The organism is Halorientalis sp. IM1011 (genome assembly GCF_001989615.1).
Lineage (GTDB): Archaea > Halobacteriota > Halobacteria > Halobacteriales > Haloarculaceae > Halorientalis.
In genome coordinates this window covers 1596023-1618849 of the sequence record NZ_CP019067.1, presented here as the reverse complement: position 1 = coordinate 1618849, position 22827 = coordinate 1596023, and the positions used below count along the sequence as shown (strand labels likewise).

Here is a 22827-nt window from a genome sequence, read left to right as displayed (position 1 = left end):
CGCGAACCCCTCCTTGAAAAACGTGGGCGAAAAAGGCGCGAGCGGCGAAGCCGCTCGCGTTGAACCGCCTCGCGCTCCGCGCTCGGCGGATGCCCGTGCCCGACCGCACCGCTCCACTCGCTCGCCTCTGTCAGACACTACCAAACAATGTTTCGTCCGCCACTCCCGAACTGAACGCTGGTTGCTGCTCGACTACGAATACTTAACAATCAGTAGGTTCGACCGGGACGTGTGCGCATCTGGTCGGACCCGACGAAGCGGCGCTGGATCGTCTGGACGGCGCTAGCGGCGGCCTACGCGCTGGTCAGCGTCCACCGGCTCTCGACGGCGGTGCTGGCCGAGCAACTGGCGACGGCGTTCGACACGACCGGCGCGGCCCTGGGGACCCTGCACGCCTCGTTTTTCTACATCTACGCGGCCATGCAACTCCCGGCGGGGTTCGTCGCGGATCGGGTCGGGAGCCGCCGCGCCGTCACCGCCGGTACCGTCGTCATGAGCGTCGGCGCGCTCGTGTTCTCGGTCGCCGACTCCTATCCGGTCGCCTTCCTCGCCCGGGCGCTGATCGGCCTCGGCGGGAGTCTGCTGTTCATCGCCATCCTGCGTTTCTGTGCGAACTGGTACCGGCCGACCGAGTTCGCCCGCATGAGCGGGCTGACCATCGCTGCCGCCGGCTTCGGCGGCGTCCTCGCGACGACACCGCTGGCGGTTCTCGTTTCCGCCACCGACTGGCGGACGACGCTCCTGGGGCTCGGCGTCGCCGGCTTCGTGCTGGCGACGCTCGCCTACCTGCTCGCGCGGGACTCGCCCGCCGACGCGGGTCTCCCCGAGATCGACGGGGTGCCGCTGGCCCAGACTCCGTCGCTGTCGGCGGTGGCCGGCAACGCCGCGGCGGTCCTCCGGGAACGGGAGACCTGGCTCGTCGGCATCGTCCTGTTCTGTGGCACCGGGGTCAACATCACCGTCTTCGGGCTCTGGGGCGTCCCCTACGTCGTCCAGACTTACGGCGTCTCCGTCACCGAAGCCTCGACGTACACGCTCGCCGGCAGCGCCGGCCTGCTTCTGGGGCCGCCGCTGGTCGGCTGGCTCTCGGACCGCCTCGGTCGCCGGATGGGGCTGATGGTCGCCGCGCAGGCCGCCTTCGCCGGCGCGTTCGCGCTGCTCGCGGTCACGGGTCGACCGCCCCTGCCGGTCGTCGCCCTCGCCTTCTTCGCCGCGGGCTTTCTCGCCGGCGGGTACGCGCTGGGCTACACCGTCATCAAAGAGCGCCACGCCAGCGGCGCCAGCGGCGTCGCTACCGGGACGGTCAACACGCTCGCGTTCACCGGCGCGGCGCTGCTCCCGACGCTGATGGGGGTCGTGCTGGACGCCTACAGGACCGGGGAGACGATCAACGGCGCGCAGGTCTACTCGACGCTGGGCTACCGGATCGCGTTCGGGCTGGCGGCCGCTGCCGGCGTCCTCGCACTGCTGGCCGCGCTCGCGCTCGCCCGCGCTCAGGGGAACCAGTAGTCGCCGACGCGGTCGAGCCACCCGTCGGCGGCGTTTCTGACTTCCTGGGCCTCGTCGCCCGTCGCCGCCTCCAGCGTCGAGCGGATCCGCGGATCCGGGCGTTCGTCCGGCCGGCGGGCCGTCACAGCGAGGCGACCGAGCGTCGTCACGATGGCCCGGCGAACGCCGGCCTCGTCCTCGGCGCGGAACTGCGCGACCAGTCGGTCGACCGCGCGCTCGCTGCCACGATGGCCGAGGTGTGTCGCCGCCTCCCGGCGGGCGTCCGGGTCGTCGCTGTCGAGCTGGGAGAGGTACGCGTCGTAGGACTGCCCGGTCGGGGACATCTCCGTGACGTGGACGACCGGATCCGCGAGTTCGAGACAGTCGCCGACGTAGAGCCGCCGGTCGGTCGAACTCGTGTCGAACCGGACCGTCCCCGCGCCCACGTCGAGCAGCGCCGCCGTCCCCTCGACGGCGACGACGATACCGTAGAGGGTCACTGTGTCACCCCCGGACTGGGCGGCGATGCCGACCTCGCCCCCGGGGTAGGGCTCGACCGAGGGCACCTCCGCCGAGAGGTCGACCTCCCGCTCGGTGCCGACGGCGTCCGGTGTCACCACTGTCTCGGGGTCGTAGACGGCGATCGTCGCACGGTCGGCGACCTGCAGGCGGACGTGACGGCTGCGCCGCGGTCGACGGCGAACCGTGCCCGGTTCGATCGCCTCGACCTTGACGGGGAGGGCGGCGTCCATGTCTCCCGGCAGGGAAGCCACTCTAAAAACCGCTGGTTCCGTTTCCACCAGTGACCTCCCGGGTCCACGCGACCAGTCGGTTCGGATCCAACGAGAGTATACAGAACTGACACAACACTTTTTGAACTCGTACTGCTGGGTCGGGTGATGGGCGTCTGGTCGGATCCCGGTCGGCGGCGCTGGATCGTGTGGGCCGTCCTGGCGACGGCCTTCCTGCTGGTGAACGTCCACCGGCTCTCGACGGCGGTCCTCTCCGAGGACCTCATGGCTGCCTTCGACACCACGGGGACGGCCCTCGGTACGCTGCACTCCGCGTTTTTCTACGTCTACGCGCCGATGCAGGTGCTCGCGGGCGTGCTCGCCGACCGCCTGGGCATCCGCCGGACCGCCACCGTCGGGACCGCCGTGATGAGCGTCGGCGGTCTCGCGTTCGGACTGGCCGACACCTACGCCGTCGCCTTCCTCTCGCGGCTGTTGATCGGGCTGGGCGGCAGCGTCGTCTTCATCGCCATCCTGCGCTTCTGTGCCAACTGGTTCCGCCCGGACGAGTTCGCGACGATGAACGGCCTCACCGTCGGCATCGCAGGCCTGGGCGGCATCCTCGCGACGACGCCGCTCGCGGTGGCCGTGACCGCGCTGGGCGTCCGCACGACGCTTTTGGGCATCGGCGTCGGCGGCCTGCTGATCGCGACCGCGGTCTGGCTGCTGGCGCGGGACACGCCCGAGGACGCCGGCCTCGACTCGATCGAGAAGGTTCCCGCCGCACCGACCCTCTCGCTGGGAGAAGTCGGCCGTAACGTGCGGAGCGTGTTCGCCCAGCGGGAGACGTGGCTGGCCGGGTTCGCCCTCTTCACCTCGACCGGCCTCAACATCACCGTCCTCGGGCTGTGGGGCGTCCCCTACGTCTCGCAGGTGTACGACGTGTCGATCACCGTCGCGTCGACGCTGACGCTGCTGGGCAGCGTCGGCCTGCTCGTCGGCCCGCCGGTCGTCGGCCGCCTCTCGGATCGGTTGGGCCGGCGCACCGACCTCATGATCGCCGGCGCGGTCGCCTACACCGCGACGTTCGCCGCCCTCTCGCTGGTCGGGAAACCCCCGTTCGCGGTCGTAGGCCTGTGTTTCTTCCTGGCGAGCTTCCTCGCCGGGTCCTACGCCCTGGGCTACACGGTCGTCAAGGACCGCCACGGCGCGGGAGCCTCCGGCGTCGCGACGGGTGCGGTCAACGCCGTCGCCTTCGCCGGTGCGGCCGTCTTCCCGACGGCGATGGGCGCGATCCTCGACGCCTACTGGACCGGCGAGACCGTCGCCGGTGCCCGGGTCTACACCATGTTCGGCTACCGCGTCATGTTCGCGCTCGCCGCCGTCAGCGGCTTCGTCTCGATCCTCTGTGTCTCCTACCTCCACGTCCGGACCGGGGGGACGGGAGGGTCAGAGGGTTCGGACGCGACCGCCGCGGACGCCTGACCGATCATGGCGGTCCGCCCGACTCCGGTGGCCTTTCGCCGGGGCTTCTACCGGCGGAGTGGCCCCCGCGCTGTTGTCTCGCCCCCGGTGACTGTCCACCCTGTGGCGTCACCGATCCCGGCGGCCGACCCGGCGTCCCCTGGGACTGGGCCAGCGTCGGCGCAGCGGACCGGACGCCGTCGGGCAGGATGTACCACAACCGGTCGTGGGGCACGTATCCCATCATCTCCGGATCGTCGCTGTAGCGCTCCTCGCCGTCCTCGTCCGGCGGTGAGCCGTACAGCTGCACTCCGTGCTGGGTGACCTCGTAGCTCCCGCAGCGGAACACGGTGCCGTCCGTGCAGAACACCTGCATAGTGCTGTTGAGTACCACGGCCAGCCAGTTATGCTTCGGCCGACCGCCGATCCACGAGCGAGCGCCTGAAGGTCCTCCAGCCCCACTACACTGATAATGAGCGACACCTCCGGCAGCCCCCTCTCGCCCGACCGTCCAGACGTGGACCGGGCGTTCCGCGTCGACGCGCCGTTCGACCCCGCGGGCGACCAGCCCGAGGCCATCCGGAAACTGGCCGACGGGTACCGGCAGGGCATGGACGAGCAGACCCTGCTCGGCGTCACGGGGTCGGGGAAGACCAACACCGTCTCCTGGGTGATCGAGGAGATCCAGAAGCCGACCCTCGTCATCGCCCACAACAAGACCCTCGCCGCGCAACTGTACGAGGAGTTCCGGGAGCTGTTCCCGGACAACGCCGTCGAGTACTTCGTCTCCTACTACGACTACTACCAGCCCGAGGCCTACGTCGAGCAGACGGACACCTTCATCGACAAGGACGCTTCAATCAACGACGAGATCGACCGCCTGCGACACTCCGCGACCCGCTCGCTGCTCACGCGGGACGACGTAATCGTCGTCGCGAGCGTCTCGGCCATCTACGGCCTCGGTGACCCGCGTAACTACGTCGACATGTCCCTGAAACTCGAACAGGGCCAGGAGATCGAACGCGACGAGTTGCTCGGTCGGCTGGTCGATCTGAACTACGAGCGCAACGACGTGGACTTCACGCAGGGTACCTTCCGGGTGCGTGGCGACACCCTCGAGATCTATCCGATGTACGGCCGCTACGCCGTCCGCGTCGAGTTCTGGGGCGACGAGATCGACCGCCTCCTGAAGATCGACCCTCTCGAAGGCGAGGTCAAGAGCACCGACCCCGCCGTCCTGCTCCACCCCGCGGAGCACTACTCGATCCCCGAGGACCGACTGGACCGGGCTATCGAGGAGATCGAGGAGTTGCTCGAACAGCGAGTCCGATACTTCGAGCGCCAGGGCGACGCCGTCGCCGCCCAGCGCATCGAGGAACGCACCACCTTCGATCTGGAGATGCTGCGGGAGACCGGCTACTGTTCGGGCATCGAGAACTACTCGGTCCACCTCTCGGACCGCGATTCGGGCGAAGCCCCCTACACCCTGCTGGATTACTTCCCGGACGACTTCCTCACCGTCATCGACGAGTCCCACCAGACCGTCCCGCAGATCCGCGGCCAGTACGAGGGCGACAAGAGCCGGAAGGAGAGCCTCGTCGAGAACGGCTTCCGGCTCCCCACCGCCTTCGACAACCGCCCGCTCACCTTCGAGGAGTTCGAGGAGAAGACCAATCAGACGCTGTTCGTCAGCGCCACGCCGAGCGACTACGAGCGCGAGGTCTCAGAGCAGGTGGTCGAACAGATCGTTCGCCCCACACACCTCGTCGACCCCGCGGTGGAGATCGCCGACGCGACGGGACAGGTCGACGACCTCATGGACCGGATCGACGAGCGCATCGAGCGCGACGAACGCACCCTCGTCACCACCCTCACCAAGCGGATGGCCGAGGACCTCACCGAGTACCTCGAGGAGGCCGGTGTCGACGTGGCCTACATGCACGACGAGACCGACACGCTCGAGCGCCACGAGATCATCCGCTCGCTCCGCTTGGGCGAGATCGACGTGCTCGTCGGCATCAACCTCCTCCGGGAGGGGCTTGACATCCCCGAGGTGAGCCTCGTGGCCATCCTCGACGCCGACCAGGAGGGCTTCCTCCGGAGCGAGACGACGCTGGTCCAGACGATGGGCCGGGCCGCCCGCAACGTCAACGGCGAGGTCGTGCTGTACGCCGACGAGGTGAGCGGGGCCATGGAGTCGGCCATCGAGGAGACCAACCGACGCCGGGAGATCCAGCAGGAGTACAACGAGGAACACGGCTTCGAACCGACGACCATCGACAAGCCCGTCGGCGAGACGAACCTCCCCGGTGCCGAGACCGACACCGGCGGCGTCGCCGGGATGGACCCCGACGACGAGGGCGAGGCCGAGCAGTTGATCGCCGAACTCGAAGAGCGCATGACGGAGGCCGCCGACAACCTGGAGTTCGAGCTCGCGGCGGACATCCGCGACCGTATCCGCGAACTCCGCCAGGAGTTCGAGATGGAGACCGACGAGGAAGGCGTCGTCCCGGAACCGGCCGACGAGTTCTGACTGGCCGGACGGCCCCGCCGCTGGCGAGCGATTGCTCGACGGAAAAACGGATTCGCCGAATCGGACCGCGGAGTCGTTATTTCCGGGCTTCGACCCGCATCTCGACGTAGCGGCGCGACCACTCGCGACTGAATCGCGCCAGCTTCCCGCGGAGTCCAGTCGCCGGGGGCTCCGCTGTCGGTGGGAGAGACTCCGAGTCCGTCCGGCGGTCGGTCTCTGCGGACTGCTCGCTCTCGGTCGGAAGTCCCTCCTTAAGGCTCATTACACACATTAGTTTATCCGGGTCTGTAATAAAAATTCGGGGGCGGTGGCCGTCGCTGGACGCGTCGGCAACTAACGCCACACAGTGGGGCAGCGAAATTAACGGTCAGTCACCTCCGATAGAAAAATTGCCGGTTGTGTGCAGTTGTCACGGGTCATTCGCCGAACGAACGACAAGGTATTTCAGAGGCAATTCCCAAATCGCGGGCCAAGCTCAAATGACCGCGTCGTCAAGGTCCAGCAGGCTCCAGAAGACGTTCCTGAGGTATCAACACCTCTTCGTCGCCGCCGCACCGATCATCTTCGTGGCCGCGGTAGTGCTGTTCGCGCCGACGGAAGGCAGCGGAATGAGCTACTGGTTGGAGTACTGGTGGCTGTTCTTTTTCTTCCTGCTCGGTGCGATCATCGTCAACACGGTCGGCATCAGCGGGTCGGCCATGTTCGTGCCCTTCCTGATCTTCATCTTCCCGTTGATCGCGGGGTACGACCTCGATCCGCCCACACTGGTGAAGGTCGGTCTCATCAGTGAGTCGTTCGGCGTTGGAAGCTCGTCCATCGCGTTCATCCAGTACGGGCTCGTCGACCGCCGACTGGCGCTGTCCCTCCTTGCCGGCGCGGTCCCGTTCGTCGTCGGCGGTGCGATTCTGTCCTTCTTCATCCCCGAACCGCTGTTCCACTTCGCGCTCGGTGTCGCGCTGATCGCCGCGGCGTACCTCCTGTACGTCGCCGACCTCTCCCACGAGGAACCGGCCGAGAGCGACGAGGCGGTGTCGGCCGACGGCGGAGCCGACCCCGAACTCCCCGACGACGACGACAAACTCGGCCCGGCAGGCGTCGGCGTCGACGAGGACGGGGGCGTGACGCGCGTCGACCGCGACGGCGACACGTACGAGTACACGTGGTCGGGCTATCTCGAACGGTTCGCCAACTACGGCATCGGCGGCGCGTTCCAGGGCCTGGCCGGGTTCGGCATCGGCGAACTCGGGATCATCTCCCAGCTCCGGACGAAGGTCCCGGTCCGGGTCGCCATCGGGACGAACCACATCGTGGTCGCCAGCACGGCGGTCCTCGCGTCACTCGTCCACGTCTTCGGCGGTTCATTCGTCCCGGGCGCACACTCGCTGTCACTCGCCTCGACGCCGTGGAACATGGTCGTGTTCACCGTTCCCGCCTGTACGCTGGGCGGTCAGATCGCGCCCTACGTCTCGAACGCGCTGGACACCGACACCCTGACGCTGGGCGTCGCCGGCCTCTTCACCATCATCTCCGTCGCGCTGTTCCTGATGGCCGTCGGCGGCTTCTGACCCCCGGCCGTTTTACGCCCGGACCCGCATCCACGAACCATGTACCAGGACATTCTGCTTCCGACCGACGGCAGCGAGGGCGTCGCAGCGGCCGCCGACCACGCCGGTACCGTGGCCGAACGGTTCGACGCCACCGTCCACGTCCTCTCGGTCGCCGACTCGCGCAACCGCTTCGAGAGCCCCAGCAGCGGTATCTCGACCGAGGTCTGGGACGAGGCCGAACGCGAGCGCGCCGAGGCCGCCGTCGACGACGCCGTCGCCGTGCTCCCCGACGGCGTGCCCGTCGAAACCCACGTCGAAGCGGGCGTCCCCAAGACCGCGATCCTCGACGCCATCGACGACGTCGGGGTCGACCTCGTCGTCATGGGCACCCACGGCCGGACCGGCATCGACCACTACCTCATCGGCAGCGTCGCGGAGAAAGTCGTCCGCAAGTCCCCGGTCCCCGTGATGACCGTCAGACTCGACGAGGACTGAGTTCAGTCGGCCTCGGCTTCGGCCGCGGCCCCCTCGGCCCGCTCGGCCTCGGTATCGGGCGTCTCCAGCGTCTCCTCGATGTCGTCCAGCCCGAGGAGTTCGCGGGTCTCGGCGCCGAAGTCCAGGCTCTCCAGTGACTCGCCGTCCGCCGCCACGTCGCTGCCGGTGAGGTGTTTGCCGTACCGGCCGACCATCGAGGACAGTTCCTGTGGCAGGACGTACGTCGTCGACTCGCTCCGCCCGATGGAGTCGAGCGCGTCCATACCGCGGTCGATGATCGCCCGCTCGCCCATCGACTCGGCGGACCGCGCGCGCAGGACCGTCGAGATGGCGTCGCCCTGTGTTTCAAGGATCTGGCTCTGTTTCTCACCCTGCGCGCGGATGATGTCCGACTGCTTGTCACCCTGTGCGCGCTCGATGGCCGAGCGGCGCTCGCCCTGGGCTTCGAGGATCATCGCACGGCGGCGACGCTCGGCGGCGGTCTGTTGCTCCATCGCGTCCTCCACGTCGGCGGAGGGTTTCACCTCCCGGACCTCGACCGATTCGACCCGGACGCCCCACTCGTCGGTCGGCCCCTCCAGTTCCCGGCGGATGGCCGTGTTGATCTCGGTGCGCCTGCTCAGCGTCTCGTCCAGTTCCATGTCGCCCAGCACCGCCCGCAGCGTCGTCTGGGCGAGGTTCGAGACCGCCCGCGTGTAGTCCTCGACCTCCAGGAACGCCTTCTTCGCGTCCATCACCTTCACGTAGATGACGGCGTCCGCGGTGACGGGGGAGTTGTCCCGCGTGATCGCCTCCTGTGTGGGCACGTCCAGCGTCTGGGTCCGCATGTCGTAGCTGTGGGTCGACGAGACGAACGGCGGCACGAGGTTGAGACCCGGATCGAGTGTCTTCCGGTAGCTCCCCAGCACCGTCAGGACCTGTTTCTCGGTGGCCTGGACGATCACGACGGCGCTGTCGACCGCGACCACCGCGATCGCCAGCACGAGCATCCCGACGAGTTCCGTTCCGCCGATCGCGTCGAAGAGGAAGAGAACGATGGCGAAGCCCGCCAGCGTCGCTGCGAGTCTGCGGGCCGAGGCCGGCGAGCCACCGCTCGCGCTCGCCCGTCCGAGCCTGTACGCGAGACTCTCGCGGCCCCGGTCGCTCATGGGAGCGAGTTCGACGCCCTCCGGTTTAACTGTTAGTGAACGAACTGGTTTGGGCTGCCCGGCTCGCGGGCCGGGCCCGCTCGCGTTTCGAGACTCTCCCTACGGTCGAGTCTCGCACTCCCCGCTCGCACGATAGGAGGTCTCGCTACGCTCGACCTCCCGTCAATCGTCCGCCGGTTCACCACCCTCGTCGAGTTCGGGGCCTCCCTCGAAGACGAAGCCGGCGTCGACCTCCTCGTCGGCGACCGACCCGTCGCTGTCGAGCGTGATCACGTCTTCGTCGTCATTGTCGAAGACGAACCCGTCGTCGTCACCGTGCTCGTCGAAGGTGAACTCCGTTCCCGAACCGGCGGCACCGTCGGGATCGAACGCGCTCTCGCCGAACACGTCGTGGGGCTGGGCGCTCGCTTCGCCGGTCGCCACCGGTTCGGACGGCCGGGGCAACTCGTCGTCGGCCCCGCCAGACGGCCCGCCGTAGCGCCGGTAGACGACCCCACCGATGCCGGCGGCCAGCACGAGTAGCAACGCCGACCCCGCGGCGACCGGGATCTCGTCGCCGCTCCCGCCGCTCCCGTCGTCACTGCCGGGATCGCCGGCCGCCTGCACGTCGTTTTTCGATTGCACGTCGGGATCGCGGGGCGCGTAGTCGTACCGGTCCGGCACGCCGTCGTCGTCCGAGTCGGTGAGTTCGTCGCTGCTGACGGTCGCGGGGTCACCGCCGACCCCGGCACCGCCCGAGTCTGCCCCCGTCGACCCCGGGCCGTCGACCGACGTGTCGGCGTCGGTCGGCGTCCCGCCGTCCGAGTCCGTCCCAGCGGTCGCCGTCAACCCGAGTCGCTCGCGGACGTCGGGCGGGAAACACTCCACGTAGTCCTCGTGGACCATCGTCCGGAACTGCGCGGCCGACATCCGTTCGAGCGTCATGTTGACCTCCTCCCGAACCGTCTCGGGCGCCGGACAGTCGACGCCCTCCGTCTCGGTCCCGCTCGCGTCCCCGCTCTCGGTCTCGGGGTCCGTAGCCGCCGACGCGTTCGCCGCGTCGTCTTCGATGTTCAACTCGTCTTTCACGTCCGTCGGGAGGCAATCCCTGTAGTCCTCGGGGATCTGCTCGCGGACCGTCGTGACCGAACCGTCCGCGAGCGCCGTCTCGACCGCCACCCGCATCTCCGCGTCCGACGGACACTCGATCCCGCCCGAACTGCTGTCGTTCGAGTCCTCCGTCCCGTTCTCCGATCCCGTGCCAATGTCGAGTTGGTCGATCACGTCCGCGGGGAGGCAGGCGATCTCGTCCTCCGAGAGGGCCGCTCGGACCTCGGCTTTCGAACTGGTGACGAGTTCCGTGTCGACCTCCGCCCGGATCGCCTCCGCCGACGGACAGTCGTCGCCGTCGGTCCCGTTGCCGTCGCTTTCGTTTTCGAGTTCCAGAGTGTTGCGGACGTCCGCCGGGAGACACTGGACGGCGTCGTCCGGAATCACCGACCGGACCTCCTCGACCGAGCGGTCTTCCAGCCCGTCGTACACCTCCTTCCGGAGCGCGTCGCCGGGCGGACAGCCGTCGGCCACCGCACCCGATCCATTGGTCGTGTTCCAGTCGGTATCGTCGGCCTGGGCCCCGACCGCTGCGCTGGCCGGTCCCGCGTTCGACAGCGCGACGCCGCCGAGCACCGCGACGACCACGAGGACGGCGAGCCCACCGATCAGCGGCCAGCGAACAGCGTTACGTCCCATCGTCGGGTCCCCCACCGGCACGCCCGCGAGCGCGTCGCCGACGGTCCCGCCGACTCCCCCCGGATCGACACACCCGCGTCTCCCGGCCGGTCGTCCACGCCCCGGGCCGTTCTCCGAGCGCCGTCCCCCCGGCGGCGCTCGCGCTGTCCGGTCCCCCTCCCATGTGCAATTTTATATCAATCTACGACACCTTAGAATTTTCGCACTGACGGACGAACGAAATTTACCCAGACGACACCCGAACCCCATCGCACGATCTGTCGGATAAATCCGGTTCCTTCCTCGGTCGGCCTCACAGGCGCGACGCGATGGTCTCGGCGGTCTTCTCGCCGACGCCGTCGACCTGCTGGAGCTGGCCGGGGTCTGCCCCGCGGACGTTCTCGACGCTGCCGAACCGCCGGAGGAGTCGCCGGCGCGTCTCCGGACCCACTCCGGGCACGTCGTCGAGCGCCGTCGACACGTCGTCCCGGAGCGACTGGTGGTACTGGACGGCGAAGCGGTGCGCTTCGTCGCGGACGCGCTGACACAGGTGGAGATGCGGCGCGTCGTCGTCCCAGTCGTACGTGCCGGCGGGAGTAACCACCAGTTCCTCGTCCTTCGCGAGCGCGATGGCCGGGACGTTCCAGCCAGTCTCGGCCAGTGCGTCCCGTGCCGCCCCGAGTTGCCCGTCGCCGCCGTCGATCAACAGCAGGTCGGGGTCGGGTCGGTCGTCCCGGCCCTCGACGGCGCGCTCGGCCCGCCAGCGCACCAGCGCGCGCATGTTCGCGTAGTCGTCGTTGCGCTCGTCGAGCTTTCGCCGCCGGTAGTCGCTCTTCTCGGGGCTCCCGTCGACGAACGTCACGTTACTGCCCACGACGGCACTCCCCTGTGCGTGGCTCACGTCGAACCCTTCGATGCGCTCGACAGGTGTGTCAATGCCGAGCGCGCTCGCGAGCGCTGCCCCCTCGTCGCCCCGCGCGCCGACGCCGCGGCGGGCGTTCTTCAGCGCCAGATCGACGAGTTTGGCCTCCCGGCCCGCGCCCGGGACCCGGACGTCGACGCCCTCCGCGGCGAGCCAGGCGTCGAGTTCGGGGTCCTCGGGCCGCTCTGGCAGCAGGATGGCGTCGGGCAACTCGCGCTCGGCGTAGTACTGGGGGACGAAGGCGTCGAACACCGCACCCATGCGGGTCGCTCCGCCCTCGCCCTCGGGGGCGGCCAGCGTGTGGCGCTCGCGCTCGACCAGTTGCCCGTCGGCAGCGTGCAGGCGCGCGACGGTCGCCTCGTCGCCCTCGACGGTCGCGCCGAGCACGTCGACCGCCCGCTCGCGGTCGCCCTCGCCGGCGCTGACGGCCTCGCCGCCCTCACCGTGGAACGCCTCGACGGCGCGCAGTCGGTCCCGGAGGTTGGCAGCGCGCTCGAACTCCGCTCCCTGTGCCGCTCGCTCCATCTCCTGGCGGAGGGGATCGGCCAGCACGCCCGTCTCGCCCTCGAAGAACCGGCGGACGCTCGCCACGTCCGCGGCGTACTCGCCCTGACTGATCTCGCCGGTGCAGGGCGCGGTACAGAGTCCGACCTCGTAGTCGAGACACGGGCGGTCGCGGTTGCTGTACTTGTGATCCGAACACCCACGCAGGCCGTAGGTCTCCCGCAGGGCCTTCACGGCCGTCTCGACGCGACCCTTGTCGGTGAAGGGGCCGTAGACGGTCGCGTCGTCGTCGGGATCGCGGGTGATCTCGATCCGGGGCACGGCGTGGTCGGTCAACTGCACCAGCGGGTAGGACTTGTCGTCTTTCAGCCGGACGTTGTACCGGGGCTGGTGGCGCTTGATGAGGTTCGCTTCCAGCAGCAGGGCCTGTGTCTCGGTGTCGGTGACGGCCACCTCCACGTCGACGGCCCGCTCGACCATCCGACGGATGCGCTCGCTTCTGGGATCGGCGTAGGAGCGCACCCGGTCGCGCAGGTCGACGGCTTTCCCGACGTACAGGACGGTCCCCGAGTCGGCGAGGAACTGGTAGCTCCCCGGCTCGCGGGGCAGGTCGGCCGCCCGGTCCCGAACCTCGTTCGGGTCCATCTCGAGGGCCGTACGTGCCCGCGGCGTATGTGGATTACTCTTCGTCGGCGCGGTCACTCGATGGCCCCGATTCCGTCCGTAGCGAGTCCAGCACTGTCCCCAGCGTCCCACGGTCGCGGGGGCTCCCTTCGGCCGGGTCGGCGTCGACCGATCGGTCCTTCACGCCGGCGTCCCGCTTTTGGGTTCCCGCGTCGACCGGCGTCGGCGGACCACCGTCGTCGGCGAGATGCCGGCGCACCCGCGCGACCGCGTCACGCCGGTCGTCGGCCGGTACGTGCAGGTCCTCGTCGCCGGCGACCGCGATCCGAACCGTCTCCGTCCGGCTCTGGAGGTACAGCCCCAGCGCTCCGAGCGCGCCCGCCAGTGCGAGGAGCCCCCCGATCAGCAGGGCTTCGTCGAGGAGTTCCAGCAACCGCGACACCTGCCGGAGGACCGCGAGCATCCCGCCCATACCGACCCGGCTGGTCCCCTGCCCGCCGATGTCGCCCAGATCCAGCAGGCCACCGAAGTCGACGGTCAGGCCGAGCGCGACGCCCGCGAGGCCGGCCAGCGCGGTCTTGCCGGCGCGGCCGAGCCAGTCGGTCTCGCTCGTGGCCGCCGTGCCGACGCGCTCCACGTTCGGTCGCTCGACCGACCGGAAGTTCGCGCCGTCGCCCTCGGGCGTGAACGCGAACACGCGCTGGCTAGTGACGACGAGGCCGTCGTCTCCGACCGGGACGCTCGCTTCGATCGTCTCGCCGTCCCGGAGTCGCTCGCTCGCCCGGTCCTCCCAGCGGGTCATCGGCTCGCCGGTTCGCGAGCCGTTCACATGAATCTGGCGCGCGACTCGGCCGTGGAGCCGCGATGGGTGGATACAAGCCGGCCGGTCCACAAGCGCCGGTATGACCGAGGCGACCGAACGGGTCTGGCTCGTCGAGCGCGAGTACAGCGACAAGGGACTGCTGACGCTCGTCTACGCCACGCCCGACGGCGAGCGCTACATGCAGAGCAACCGCTCTTCGAACATGCTCCAGGGCGCGGGCGTCACCGCTGCCAAAGAGGCCTCGCCCGACCAGTTGCAACCAGTAGAGGACCCCGACCTCCGGGAGCGCTACGCCACCGAGGCCGCCCGCGTCGCCGAGAACAACGCCCCCGACGACGAGATCTGATGACCGACGACACCGTCCGCACGTGGCTGGTCGCCCGCGAGTACGAACACGAGGACATGGTGACACTCGTCTACGCCACGCCCGACGGCGAACGGGCGGTCTTCCAGCAACGCTCGACCCAGATGCTGTTCGACTCGACGGTGACGGCTGGGCAAGAGGTCGAGGCCGACAGGTTAGAGCCCGTCGACCCCGAGGACCGACAGCGCTACGCCGACGAGGCCGAACGGATGGCCGAGCGCCACGACCCCGACGACGAGGTCTGACGTCGCCGTCGTCGCCGCCACCCGCTCGCCCGCCTCGCTCAGTCGTCGTTCAGCGCCGGTCGGTAGTCGAATCCCGACACGGTCGCGCGCCAGTAGGGCAGGTCGCCGTCGGGGAGGTCCCACGCGACCTCGCCCGCCGTGGGGACGACCATTCCGCCGTGGCGTTCGTAGTCGCTAAAGCGGCCGATCCAGCGCGTCCGCTCGTAGCCGTCGTCGGTCGCGCGCGGGCGGTCGGCGACGACCCGCTCGACGCGGTGCTCGTCGTCGAAGTGGAAGACCGCCGAGACGGTCGTGTCGCCGTCGGTGAGCGTCGCCCGCGCGGCGGTGTCGCTCACGGACTCCCAGGTGACGCCGCTTTCCGGCAACAGCGCCGTCGGGTACCACGGCGCTTCCGCGAGGTACCGGAGGAGCTCGCCCTCGTCCATCTCGGGGCCGGGGCCGTCCTCGGCGACGGTGACCAGCGAGAGCAGTTTCGCACGGAGGTATCCCTCGCCGTCGTGGTAGGTGTCGACGACGCTGACGGGCAGGAACGGCGCCATCTCGACCTCGGCGTCCCAGACGAACCCCGGCGGCGAGACGCTGACGGTGTTGGTCGCCGTCATGGGTTTCCAGGCCGAATCGGCGTCGCCCAGTCTGAGCTGGCCGTCCTGTCTCACTCGGGCGGTCTCGACGTAGGGCTGGCCCTCGGTCAGCACCGTCTCGAAGTAGCGCCGGGCCGGTTCCGGCAGCCCCGCGAGGTTCTCGTGTGTGAACGGCTCGTCAGCGGGCGGGGCGGCGTCCGCGACCACCTCGTCCGCGAGTTGCTCGTGAGCGCTCGCCAGACGTGCCCGGGCCAGGAGGACGACGCCCACCAGGATGCCGACCAGCGCGAGGACGCCCGCGAGGACGCCGCGCCGTGAGATAACCGGCGACCCGTCCGTCTCGTCGGCGGCCGACGCCTTCCCGTCGCTCGCCCCCGTCCGCTCCTCGACAGGTCGCTCCGGTTTCGACTCCATCGGCTCTCGGTAGCCCTCCCGCGCGGATATAGTGCCCAGTCGATTCTCGGCGGGTGCGAACCGGGGTCGTCGGTCGCCGTCGGCCGAAACACACTCCTCACGGGGACCTCCACCGGACGCGAAGGATCAGGCGCTCGTCTCGTCGTCACTCCGCTCCTGCACCTGGGCCTCCCGCTTGCCCCTGCCGGCGCTTGATCGCGTAGTAGGTCAGCGCGGCCACGCCCACGAGGAAGGCGGTGATCCCCTCGATCCCCGTCCCACCCAGGTAGCTCTCGACGACGTTGCCCAGGCCGAGGGCGACCAGCAGGAGGCCGAGCGCCAGGATCCACGCCCGGCCGTCCTCGGCGACCTCCGCGTAGGCGCCTTCCTCGATCAGCCGCATCTCCTTGCGGTGTTCCATGTACGCGATGCCGAGCACGAGCGCCAGGCCGAGTCCGAAGACGACGAACACCATCCCGAGCGCGATCAGCCCCTCGAAATTTCCGAACTGGAGGAACATACGTTCAGTTACGCGCGCCGGGGACATAAAGAAGACAGCGAGGCGAGACATCTCGGTGCAGGCTCCGCGTCCGTCACCGCGGGTTTCGCCGACCCGTCACTCGACGTACTCCCGGTGGACCTGTGCCAGGTCGACGTTGCTCGGGAGGTGGTTCAGTGCAGGGGTCACACTCCAGATGGCCGTCCCCACCAGTTCCGCGGCCGACTGGAGTTGAGTCCGACGGTCGTCGTCTTCTATTCCGTCGAAGGGTCCCACGGACTCGACGCCGACGGGAATGACGAGCGTATCGCGACCACGCCAGCGCGGGTCGCGTACGCTGTCAGGGTATAGGTAGTAGGAGGATTCGGGCGTCGAACGCGTCTGGATGATCGCGTGAAACACGCCGCCGTCCTCGTCGGTCTCGGGGGTTTCGAGGAGCTCCCGGAAGGTCGGACGGATGTCCGGACCGGCAACATCGGGCGCTTCGTCGGCGACGACCGTGACGTACGTCTCGGCGTCGCCGTCCGGCTGGAGGCCGTTTTCGATTGTTCGGTCGCTCGCGGGGTGGATGTACGCCGCACCGCCGTCGAACCGCAAGGACGGCCGACCGAGCGCGCTGGTCGCACCGAGCGTCAGCAGACTCCCCGCGCCGGCTGCGAGGAGGTCGCGTCTGGAGAGCGACCGGACGGCATCGGGTAGGGAGGGCATGCCTCCGCGTAGACTGCCGACGAAAAAGTAAATTGGGTTACAGTATACCCCGCTCCGCCAGCAGATCGAGGAACTCGTCCTCGTCGATCTCGGGCACGTCCTCGGCGTCAGCGTCCTCGCGTTTGTTCGTCCCCGGATTCTCCCCGACGACCAGATAGTCGGTGTTGCCGGAGACGCTGCTCGTCGCCGACCCGCCGTGGGCTTCGACGAGGTTCTGGGCCGCAGAACGGGTAAACTCCTCCAGCGAGCCGGTGAACACGACGGTCAGCCCGTCCAGTTCGTCGCTCCCCTCGACCTCGACCGGCTGGGGGTCCACGCCGTGGTCGCGCAGGCGCTCGATCACCTCGCGGTTGCGCGCCGAGTCGAAGAACTCCCGGATCTCGCGGGCCACGGTCGGCCCAACGTCCTCGACTCCCTGCAGTTCGTCGGCGTCGGCGGCCATCACCGAATCGAGGTCGCCGAACGCGCGGGCCAGCGCCTTGGCGGTACTGGGGCCGACCTCGGGGACGCCGATGGCAGCCAGAAAGTCCGGGAGAGGTGGCTCGCGGGCGTCCTCGATCTCGGCGAGCAGGTTCTCCGCGCTCGTCTCGCCCCACCCGTCAAGATCGGCCAGCGCCTCGCGGTCGAGGTCGTAGACGTCGGGCAGGCCCTCGATCAGCCCGGCGTCCATGAGCTGTTCGATCCGTTCGGGACCCAGTCCCTCGATGTCCAGCCCGGTGCGGCTGGCGTAGTGCTCGATGGCTCGTTCTAGCTGGGCGGGACAGGCCAGCCCGCCGGTGCAGTAGGCCATCGGCCCGTCGCGCTCGACGGCGCTGTCACAGGCCGGACAGTGGTCGGGGAACTCGAAGTGGCTCTCGGTGCGGTCCTCGACCACCTCCTCGACGTCCGGAATCACGTCGCCGGCGCGCTTGACCCGCACCGAGTCGTCGACGCCGACCCCCAGCCGCTGGATCTCCTCGGGGTTGTGGAGGCTCGCTCGCGAGACCGTGACCCCGGCGACCTCGACGGGGTCGAGCAGCGCGACGGGTGTCAGCCGCCCGGTTCGGCCGACCTGCACGACGATGTCGGTGACCCGTGTCACCTCCTTGCGGGCGGGGAACTTGTAGGCGAAGGCCCACCGCGGGTGGCGACTGGTCGCCCCCAGTGCCTCGCGGGCCTCGCGGTCGTCGACCTTGATGACGACGCCGTCGATCTCGTATGGCAGGTCTTCCCGGGCGTCGAGCAGGCGGTCGCGGTAGTCGATGGCCGCCTCGATGTCGTCGACCTGTTCGACCTCCTCGGCGACCCGGAGCCCCCACTCGCGGAACCGCGAGAGCTGTGTCCAGTGGCTGTCGGGCCGTTCGCTCGCGTCGAGCACGCCGAAGAAGAAAATCGAGAGCGGTCGCTCCGCGGTGATCGAGGGATCGAGTTGCCGGAGGGTCCCCGCGGCGGCGTTGCGGGGGTTGGCGAAGGCGTCCTCGCCGCGTTCGACCCGCTCGCGGTTGTACTCCCGGAAGGCGTCCTTGGGCATGTAGACCTCGCCCCGGACCACGAGGGAGTCGGGATAGTCGCCCCGCAACCGCTGGGGGACGCTGGGAATCGTGCGGACGTTCTCGGTCACGTCGTCGCCTTCCACGCCATCGCCGCGGGTCGCGGCCCGCTGGTACCGTCCGTCCTCGTAGACGATCTCGACCGAGAGCCCGTCGAACTTCGGTTCGCAGACGTACTCCAGGTCCCCTGCCCAGTCGGCGTCGGCCAGTCCGTCCCGGACGCGCTGGTCGAAGTCCCGAACCTCGTCGGCCTCGTCGCTCTGATCGATCGACAGCATCGGCGCGACGTGTTCGACCGTGTCGAGTTCGTCGACCGGTTCGCCGCCGACGCGACGGGTCGGACTGTCCTCGCGGTCGAGGTCGAAGGCGTCTTCGAGGTCCTGCAACCGCGAGAACAGCGCGTCGTAGGTGCGGTCGCCGATCACCGGGTCGTTCTCGACGTAGTAGCGGTAGTCGTGGTACCGGATCGCCGCCCGGAGTCGCTCGGCCTGCTCACGGGCAGTATCCTCGCCGAGGTCCTCGACCGGGGAGAAGTCCGTATCCGGGTCTGTGACGTAAGGGTTGTCGGCCGGTGCGTCCGCGTCCATATCGGCCCCTGTGTCGGGTCCGTATAGAGTCCGGTGGTCCTGTCGCCTGGGATCGCTTCGCGTTCAGAGCCCTGCCACGTCCTCGATGGCGTCGGTGAGTTCCCGGATGCTCTCGACGGTGTGTTCGCCCATGTGGCCGATGCGGAAGCTCTCCTCGGAGATGTCGCCGTAGCCGCTGGAGAACTCGAAGTCGTACTCTTCGGAGACGGCTTCGACCGTCGCGGCCACGTCGATGTCGCGGGTGTTCTCGACGCAGGTCACGGTCTGGGACTCGTACCCCGCCTCGGGGAAGAGCCCGAAGTGCTCGCGAGCCCACTCGCGGGTGTACTCGGCCATCTCGCGGTGGCGCTGGTCGCGGGCCTCGTGGCCCTCCTCCAGCATGTGTTTCATCTGCTTGCGGTAGGCGAGCATGATCGGGATGGCGGGCGTGGAGTGGGTCTGGCCCTTCCGGTCGTAGTAGTCGAGCGTGCGCCGGAAGCCGCCGTACCACGAGGAGTCGCCTTTCTCGGCCTCGCGCTCGTAGGCGTCGTCGCTGACGGTACAGACGGCGAGGCCGGGCGGCATGGCGAAGGCCTTCTGCGTGGAGGTGAAGATGCAGTCGATGTTGTTGGCCTCGATGTCGATCTGATCCCCGCCGAGACAGGAGATGGCGTCGACGACGAAGTAGGTGTCCGGGTAGTCCCCAAGCAGGTCCCCGATCTCCTCGACGGGGTTGCGCACGCCCGTGGAAGTCTCGTTCATCACCATGCCGACGGCGTCGTAGTCGGCCCCGGATTCGAGGGCGTCCCGGATGTCCTCGGGCTTGACCGCCTGCCCCCAGTCGTACTCGATGCGATCCACGTCCTTTCCGAGGCGCTCGGCCACGTTGGCCTGGCGTTCGCTGAACGCGCCGCTCGTGGGGACGAGCATGCGGTCCTCGACGAGGTTGAGCGTCGTCGCTTCCCAGAACTCGGTCCCCGACGCGGTGAGGACGATCACGTTCTGGTCGGTGCCGAGGAACTCCTTGGTGTCCTCGACGATGGTCGTGTAGAGGTCGGTCATCCGGTCCATGCGGTGGCCGAACATCGGTTCGGCCATCGCCTCGATCACGTCCTCGCGGACCTCCGTCGGACCGGGGAGATACAGCCGCTTCTCTGGATAGTCGCCCGTGTATTCCTGTTTCTTGGTCACCGGAACCACCTGATAGGCGTACCTCCTCCGCCGGGGGCCATGGTAGTTTTGATACCGGCTTCACTCACCGGCCGCTCGTTCGGCCTCCTCACTCGCCGAGGCGCTCGGACAGCGGATCGAGGTGTCCCCGACCCACGACCGCCACGACCTCGCCCTCGGTCCGCAGGTCGGCGAGACGGCTGGCCATACACTCGTCCCGCACGTCGTCGCGGATGCGGACCGGTTCCGGCGGGTCCGCACACCGCAACAGCGTCAGGCTCCGGTTCAGCTGTGAGCGCTCGTCGTCGGCCTGTCTCTCGGGTGGGTCCGCGAGCGTCGTCTCGTGGGTCACCGGCTCGTCGACCTCCAGACGGAGGCCGGTCGCCGAAGCGACGGTCGCGCCGAGTCGGCAGGTGACGGCGCTGCGGACGACGCCGAGGACGCTCGCGCCGACCCGCGAGAGCGTGGCGGGATCGGGGCGCTCGTCGAGGATTTCCCGAGCGAGCGTCTCCAGAAATTCGGCGTCGACGCCGTCGATACCGACGACGCGGGCGTCCTCGGCGGCGGCGATGGCAGCGCTGACCTCGCCGCCGAACGCCGGGAGATCGCGCTCGTCGGCGGCGTAGCCCTGGAACAGCGGGAGCGCGAGCGGCGCGACCTCGACCGCGAGGACGGCGGGGTCGAGCGCGGCGACGAGTTCGTGGACTCGATACCGGCTCGCGGGGTGGTCGTGGACGACGCCGACGAGCGTGACGGCGCGCGCGTCGCCGTCGCCCGGCAGGTGGCGCACGTGGTCGGTGTGAAGGCGGGGATCGTCACTGGCATCGACAGGTAACTCGGCGGACATCGCGACTGCACTGATTCACCCGCTGGCCCGAAATCAATCTTCTCGTTTCCCACGCGACTCCGAGGGCGGGCGGTCCGACGGCAGACCGTAAATTCCAAATAGGAAATGAAAGAATACAACTAGCAACTCCCGGCACGGAGGTCCCCGACACAGATGGTCAGAAAACGTACACTCCTGATGGCGGTGCTCGCGGTCCTCGCCGGTACCGGGATCGCGGTGGCGTCCGGCGCGGTCGATTCGAGTCAGTGTGAACCCGTAAACAAGACCGAGAACATCTCCCAGGACCGGCTCCAGAACCGGACGAACGCGTCCGACTACGAGGAGTCCAAGAAGAACGTGAGCGACGACGGCTTCGTCCTCACCGGCGAGAAACTGGCCAATCTGGCGATCGACGAGATCCTCGAAGAGGAACCGTGTGGCAACGAGACCGCGCCCAACGGCTCGACGAGTCCGACCACGCCGACGGACAACACGACCGCCACGCCGACCGAATCGGACGCCTGAGCCCGCTACTTTCTCGCTTTCTCTGTTATCGGTCCACGGTGTGGCGGACCGCCCTCTCCTTGCGTGGGATGAACACTCACAGAAATATTGCCGTAACTCTCGGTTATAGATGGCTAGAGATATATGCGTGTCATACATGACCGACGACACGCGACGGTTCGGGACGCGCTGTGTCCACGCCGGGCAGGAGGAGCCGGATCCGGCGACAGGGGCGCGTGCGCCGCCGATCTATCAGACTACGTCTTACGTCTTCGAGGACGCGGACCACGCGGCTGATCTGTTCGCGCTGGAGGGCGAGGGCAACATCTACTCGCGGTTTCACAATCCGACGGTCCGGATGCTGGAGGAACGGCTGGCCTCGCTGGAGAACGGGGTCGACGCCGTCGCCACGGGCGCGGGGATGGCGGCGCTCGACGCGGCCACCAGCGTGCTCGCGGACGCGGGCGACAACGTGGTCTCCGCTTCCTCTATCTACGGCGGGACTCACACCTACCTCTCGCACAACGCCCGCCGACGCGGCGTCGAGGCCCGCTTCGTCGACACGCTGGACTACGCGGCCTACGACGACGCCATCGACGAGAACACCGCCTACGTCCACTGTGAGACCATCGGTAACCCGTCGCTCGTGACCCCGGACTTCGAGGAACTGGCCGCCGTCTGCGAGGAAAACGACGTGCCGCTGTTCGTCGACAACACCTTCGGCACGCCCGCGCTCTGCAACCCGCTCGACCACGGTGCGGACGTCGTCTGGGAGTCGACGACGAAGTGGATCCACGGCTCGGGAACCACCGTCGGCGGCGTCCTCGTCGACGGTGGTTCCTTCCCCTGGGGCGAGTTCCCCGAGAAGTATCCCGAGATCGGTGCGCCAAATCCCGCCTTCGACGGCACGAACTTCAGCGAGCGGTTCGGCGACCGCGCCTTCGCCGCCGCCGCCCGCTATCGCGCTCTCCGCGTGCTCGGCGACGGGCAGAAACCCTTCGACGCCTTCCAGACCCTGCAGGGGTCGGAGACGCTCGCCGTTCGGATGGAGCGCCACTGCGAGAACGCGATGGCCGTCGCGGAATACCTCTCCGACCACCCCGAGGTATCGTGGGTCACCTACCCCGGACTGGAGAGCCACGAGACCCACGGCAACGCCAGCGAGTATCTGGAAGGGGGGTACGGCGGGATGCTCGCCTTCGGACTGGAGGGCGGCTACGACGCCGGTCGGGCCGTCTGCGAGGCGATGGAGCTGGGCCAGTTCCTCGCCAACGTCGGCGACGCGAAGACGCTCGTGGTCCACCCCGCCAGCACGACCCACGCGCAGTTGACCGAGGAGGAACAGCGCGCGAGCGGCGTCACGCCCGACCTCCTGCGACTCTCGGTCGGCATCGAGGACGTCGAAGATATCAAGGCGGACCTGGACCAAGCCATCGGGACAGCGACCGGAGCGTAA

22 protein-coding genes are annotated in these 22827 nt (G+C 68.7%); 9 read left to right on the top strand and 13 right to left on the bottom strand.

Translation table 11 applies throughout. The features are described from left to right. Window positions 1-231 precede the first annotated feature (231 nt). Entirely contained in the window at window positions 232-1509 is a 1278-nt protein-coding gene (locus tag BV210_RS08185) for an MFS transporter (protein ID WP_077206155.1), read from the top strand. Here BV210_RS08185 and BV210_RS08180 read toward each other — a convergent pair. Then, window positions 1494-2240 carry a HEAT repeat domain-containing protein gene (locus BV210_RS08180; RefSeq protein ID WP_077206154.1) on the bottom strand — a complete coding sequence of 249 codons (747 nt, stop codon included), beginning with the start codon at window positions 2238-2240 and terminating at the stop codon, window positions 1494-1496. The two genes, BV210_RS08185 and BV210_RS08180, sit on opposite strands and share 16 nt — an antisense overlap. Before the next feature lie 147 nt (window positions 2241-2387). On the opposite strand from BV210_RS08180, the gene BV210_RS08175 reads away from it, so the two are divergent. Then, entirely contained in the window at window positions 2388-3704 is a 1317-nt protein-coding gene (locus tag BV210_RS08175) for an MFS transporter (protein ID WP_077206153.1), read from the top strand. A 4-nt stretch (window positions 3705-3708) separates the two neighbouring features. On the opposite strand, the gene BV210_RS08170 is transcribed toward BV210_RS08175, so the two are convergent. Beyond that, window positions 3709-4059, bottom strand: coding sequence for a hypothetical protein (locus BV210_RS08170; RefSeq protein WP_077206152.1), 351 nt, complete (start codon window positions 4057-4059; stop codon window positions 3709-3711). A 96-nt stretch (window positions 4060-4155) separates the two neighbouring features. On the opposite strand from BV210_RS08170, the gene uvrB reads away from it, so the two are divergent. Next, entirely contained in the window at window positions 4156-6216 is a 2061-nt protein-coding gene (gene uvrB / locus BV210_RS08165) for an excinuclease ABC subunit UvrB (RefSeq protein WP_077206151.1), read from the top strand. A 76-nt stretch (window positions 6217-6292) separates the two neighbouring features. On the opposite strand, the gene BV210_RS08160 is transcribed toward uvrB, so the two are convergent. Continuing rightward, window positions 6293-6478 (bottom strand): hypothetical protein, encoded by a 186-nt coding sequence (locus BV210_RS08160; protein ID WP_077206150.1) that lies wholly within the window; start codon window positions 6476-6478, stop codon window positions 6293-6295. A 217-nt stretch (window positions 6479-6695) separates the two neighbouring features. Here BV210_RS08160 and BV210_RS08155 point away from each other — a divergent pair, with 217 nt between their 5' ends. Next, complete coding sequence (locus tag BV210_RS08155; RefSeq protein WP_077206149.1) at window positions 6696-7781, top strand: sulfite exporter TauE/SafE family protein; 1086 nt, start codon at window positions 6696-6698, stop codon at window positions 7779-7781. Between the two features lie 39 nt (window positions 7782-7820). Further along, window positions 7821-8258: a universal stress protein gene (locus tag BV210_RS08150; RefSeq protein WP_077206148.1), complete on the top strand. Its 438-nt coding sequence runs from the start codon at window positions 7821-7823 to the stop codon at window positions 8256-8258. Window positions 8259-8260: 2 nt separating this feature from the next. On the opposite strand, the gene BV210_RS08145 is transcribed toward BV210_RS08150, so the two are convergent. From BV210_RS08145 to BV210_RS08130, 4 genes are all read right to left on the bottom strand, one after another. Then, window positions 8261-9247, bottom strand: coding sequence for an SPFH domain-containing protein (locus tag BV210_RS08145; protein ID WP_084802683.1), 987 nt, complete (start codon window positions 9245-9247; stop codon window positions 8261-8263). 321 nt (window positions 9248-9568) lie between these two features. Beyond that, a complete protein-coding gene (locus BV210_RS08140; RefSeq protein ID WP_157525920.1) occupies window positions 9569-11134 on the bottom strand; it encodes a hypothetical protein in 1566 nt (521 codons plus the stop codon). Window positions 11135-11426: 292 nt separating this feature from the next. Continuing rightward, window positions 11427-13184: an excinuclease ABC subunit C gene (locus BV210_RS08135; RefSeq protein ID WP_077206146.1), complete on the bottom strand. Its 1758-nt coding sequence runs from the start codon at window positions 13182-13184 to the stop codon at window positions 11427-11429. Window positions 13185-13218: 34 nt separating this feature from the next. Further along, window positions 13219-13965: a hypothetical protein gene (locus BV210_RS08130; RefSeq protein ID WP_077206145.1), complete on the bottom strand. Its 747-nt coding sequence runs from the start codon at window positions 13963-13965 to the stop codon at window positions 13219-13221. A gap of 100 nt (window positions 13966-14065) precedes the next feature. Between BV210_RS08130 and BV210_RS08125 the strand changes: the two genes are divergently transcribed. Both BV210_RS08125 and BV210_RS08120 read left to right on the top strand, forming a co-directional pair. Continuing rightward, on the top strand, window positions 14066-14332 hold the full coding sequence (locus tag BV210_RS08125) for a hypothetical protein (RefSeq protein ID WP_077206144.1): 267 nt from the start codon (window positions 14066-14068) through the stop codon (window positions 14330-14332). Then, window positions 14332-14595, top strand: coding sequence for a hypothetical protein (locus BV210_RS08120; protein ID WP_077206143.1), 264 nt, complete (start codon window positions 14332-14334; stop codon window positions 14593-14595). The genes BV210_RS08125 and BV210_RS08120 overlap by 1 nt, the downstream gene beginning before the upstream one ends. Window positions 14596-14633: 38 nt before the next feature. Here BV210_RS08120 and BV210_RS08115 read toward each other — a convergent pair whose 3' ends face one another. From BV210_RS08115 to BV210_RS08090, 6 genes are all read right to left on the bottom strand, one after another. Beyond that, window positions 14634-15590 carry a DUF6544 family protein gene (locus tag BV210_RS08115; RefSeq protein WP_253741620.1) on the bottom strand — a complete coding sequence of 319 codons (957 nt, stop codon included), beginning with the start codon at window positions 15588-15590 and terminating at the stop codon, window positions 14634-14636. A 145-nt stretch (window positions 15591-15735) separates the two neighbouring features. Beyond that, complete coding sequence (locus BV210_RS08110) at window positions 15736-16089, bottom strand: hypothetical protein (protein WP_216640649.1); 354 nt, start codon at window positions 16087-16089, stop codon at window positions 15736-15738. A 96-nt stretch (window positions 16090-16185) separates the two neighbouring features. Beyond that, window positions 16186-16776 (bottom strand): hypothetical protein, encoded by a 591-nt coding sequence (locus tag BV210_RS08105; RefSeq protein WP_077206142.1) that lies wholly within the window; start codon window positions 16774-16776, stop codon window positions 16186-16188. Between the two features lie 37 nt (window positions 16777-16813). Beyond that, window positions 16814-18892: an NAD-dependent DNA ligase LigA gene (gene ligA / locus BV210_RS08100; protein WP_077206141.1), complete on the bottom strand. Its 2079-nt coding sequence runs from the start codon at window positions 18890-18892 to the stop codon at window positions 16814-16816. Between the two features lie 63 nt (window positions 18893-18955). Continuing rightward, window positions 18956-20062: an alanine--glyoxylate aminotransferase family protein gene (locus BV210_RS08095; RefSeq protein ID WP_077208010.1), complete on the bottom strand. Its 1107-nt coding sequence runs from the start codon at window positions 20060-20062 to the stop codon at window positions 18956-18958. A gap of 88 nt (window positions 20063-20150) precedes the next feature. Beyond that, entirely contained in the window at window positions 20151-20888 is a 738-nt protein-coding gene (locus tag BV210_RS08090; RefSeq protein WP_077206140.1) for a hypothetical protein, read from the bottom strand. 153 nt (window positions 20889-21041) lie between these two features. On the opposite strand from BV210_RS08090, the gene BV210_RS08085 reads away from it, so the two are divergent. Both BV210_RS08085 and BV210_RS08080 read left to right on the top strand, forming a co-directional pair. Beyond that, window positions 21042-21392: a hypothetical protein gene (locus tag BV210_RS08085; RefSeq protein ID WP_157525918.1), complete on the top strand. Its 351-nt coding sequence runs from the start codon at window positions 21042-21044 to the stop codon at window positions 21390-21392. A 136-nt stretch (window positions 21393-21528) separates the two neighbouring features. Then, entirely contained in the window at window positions 21529-22827 is a 1299-nt protein-coding gene (locus BV210_RS08080) for an O-acetylhomoserine aminocarboxypropyltransferase/cysteine synthase family protein (RefSeq protein ID WP_077206138.1), read from the top strand.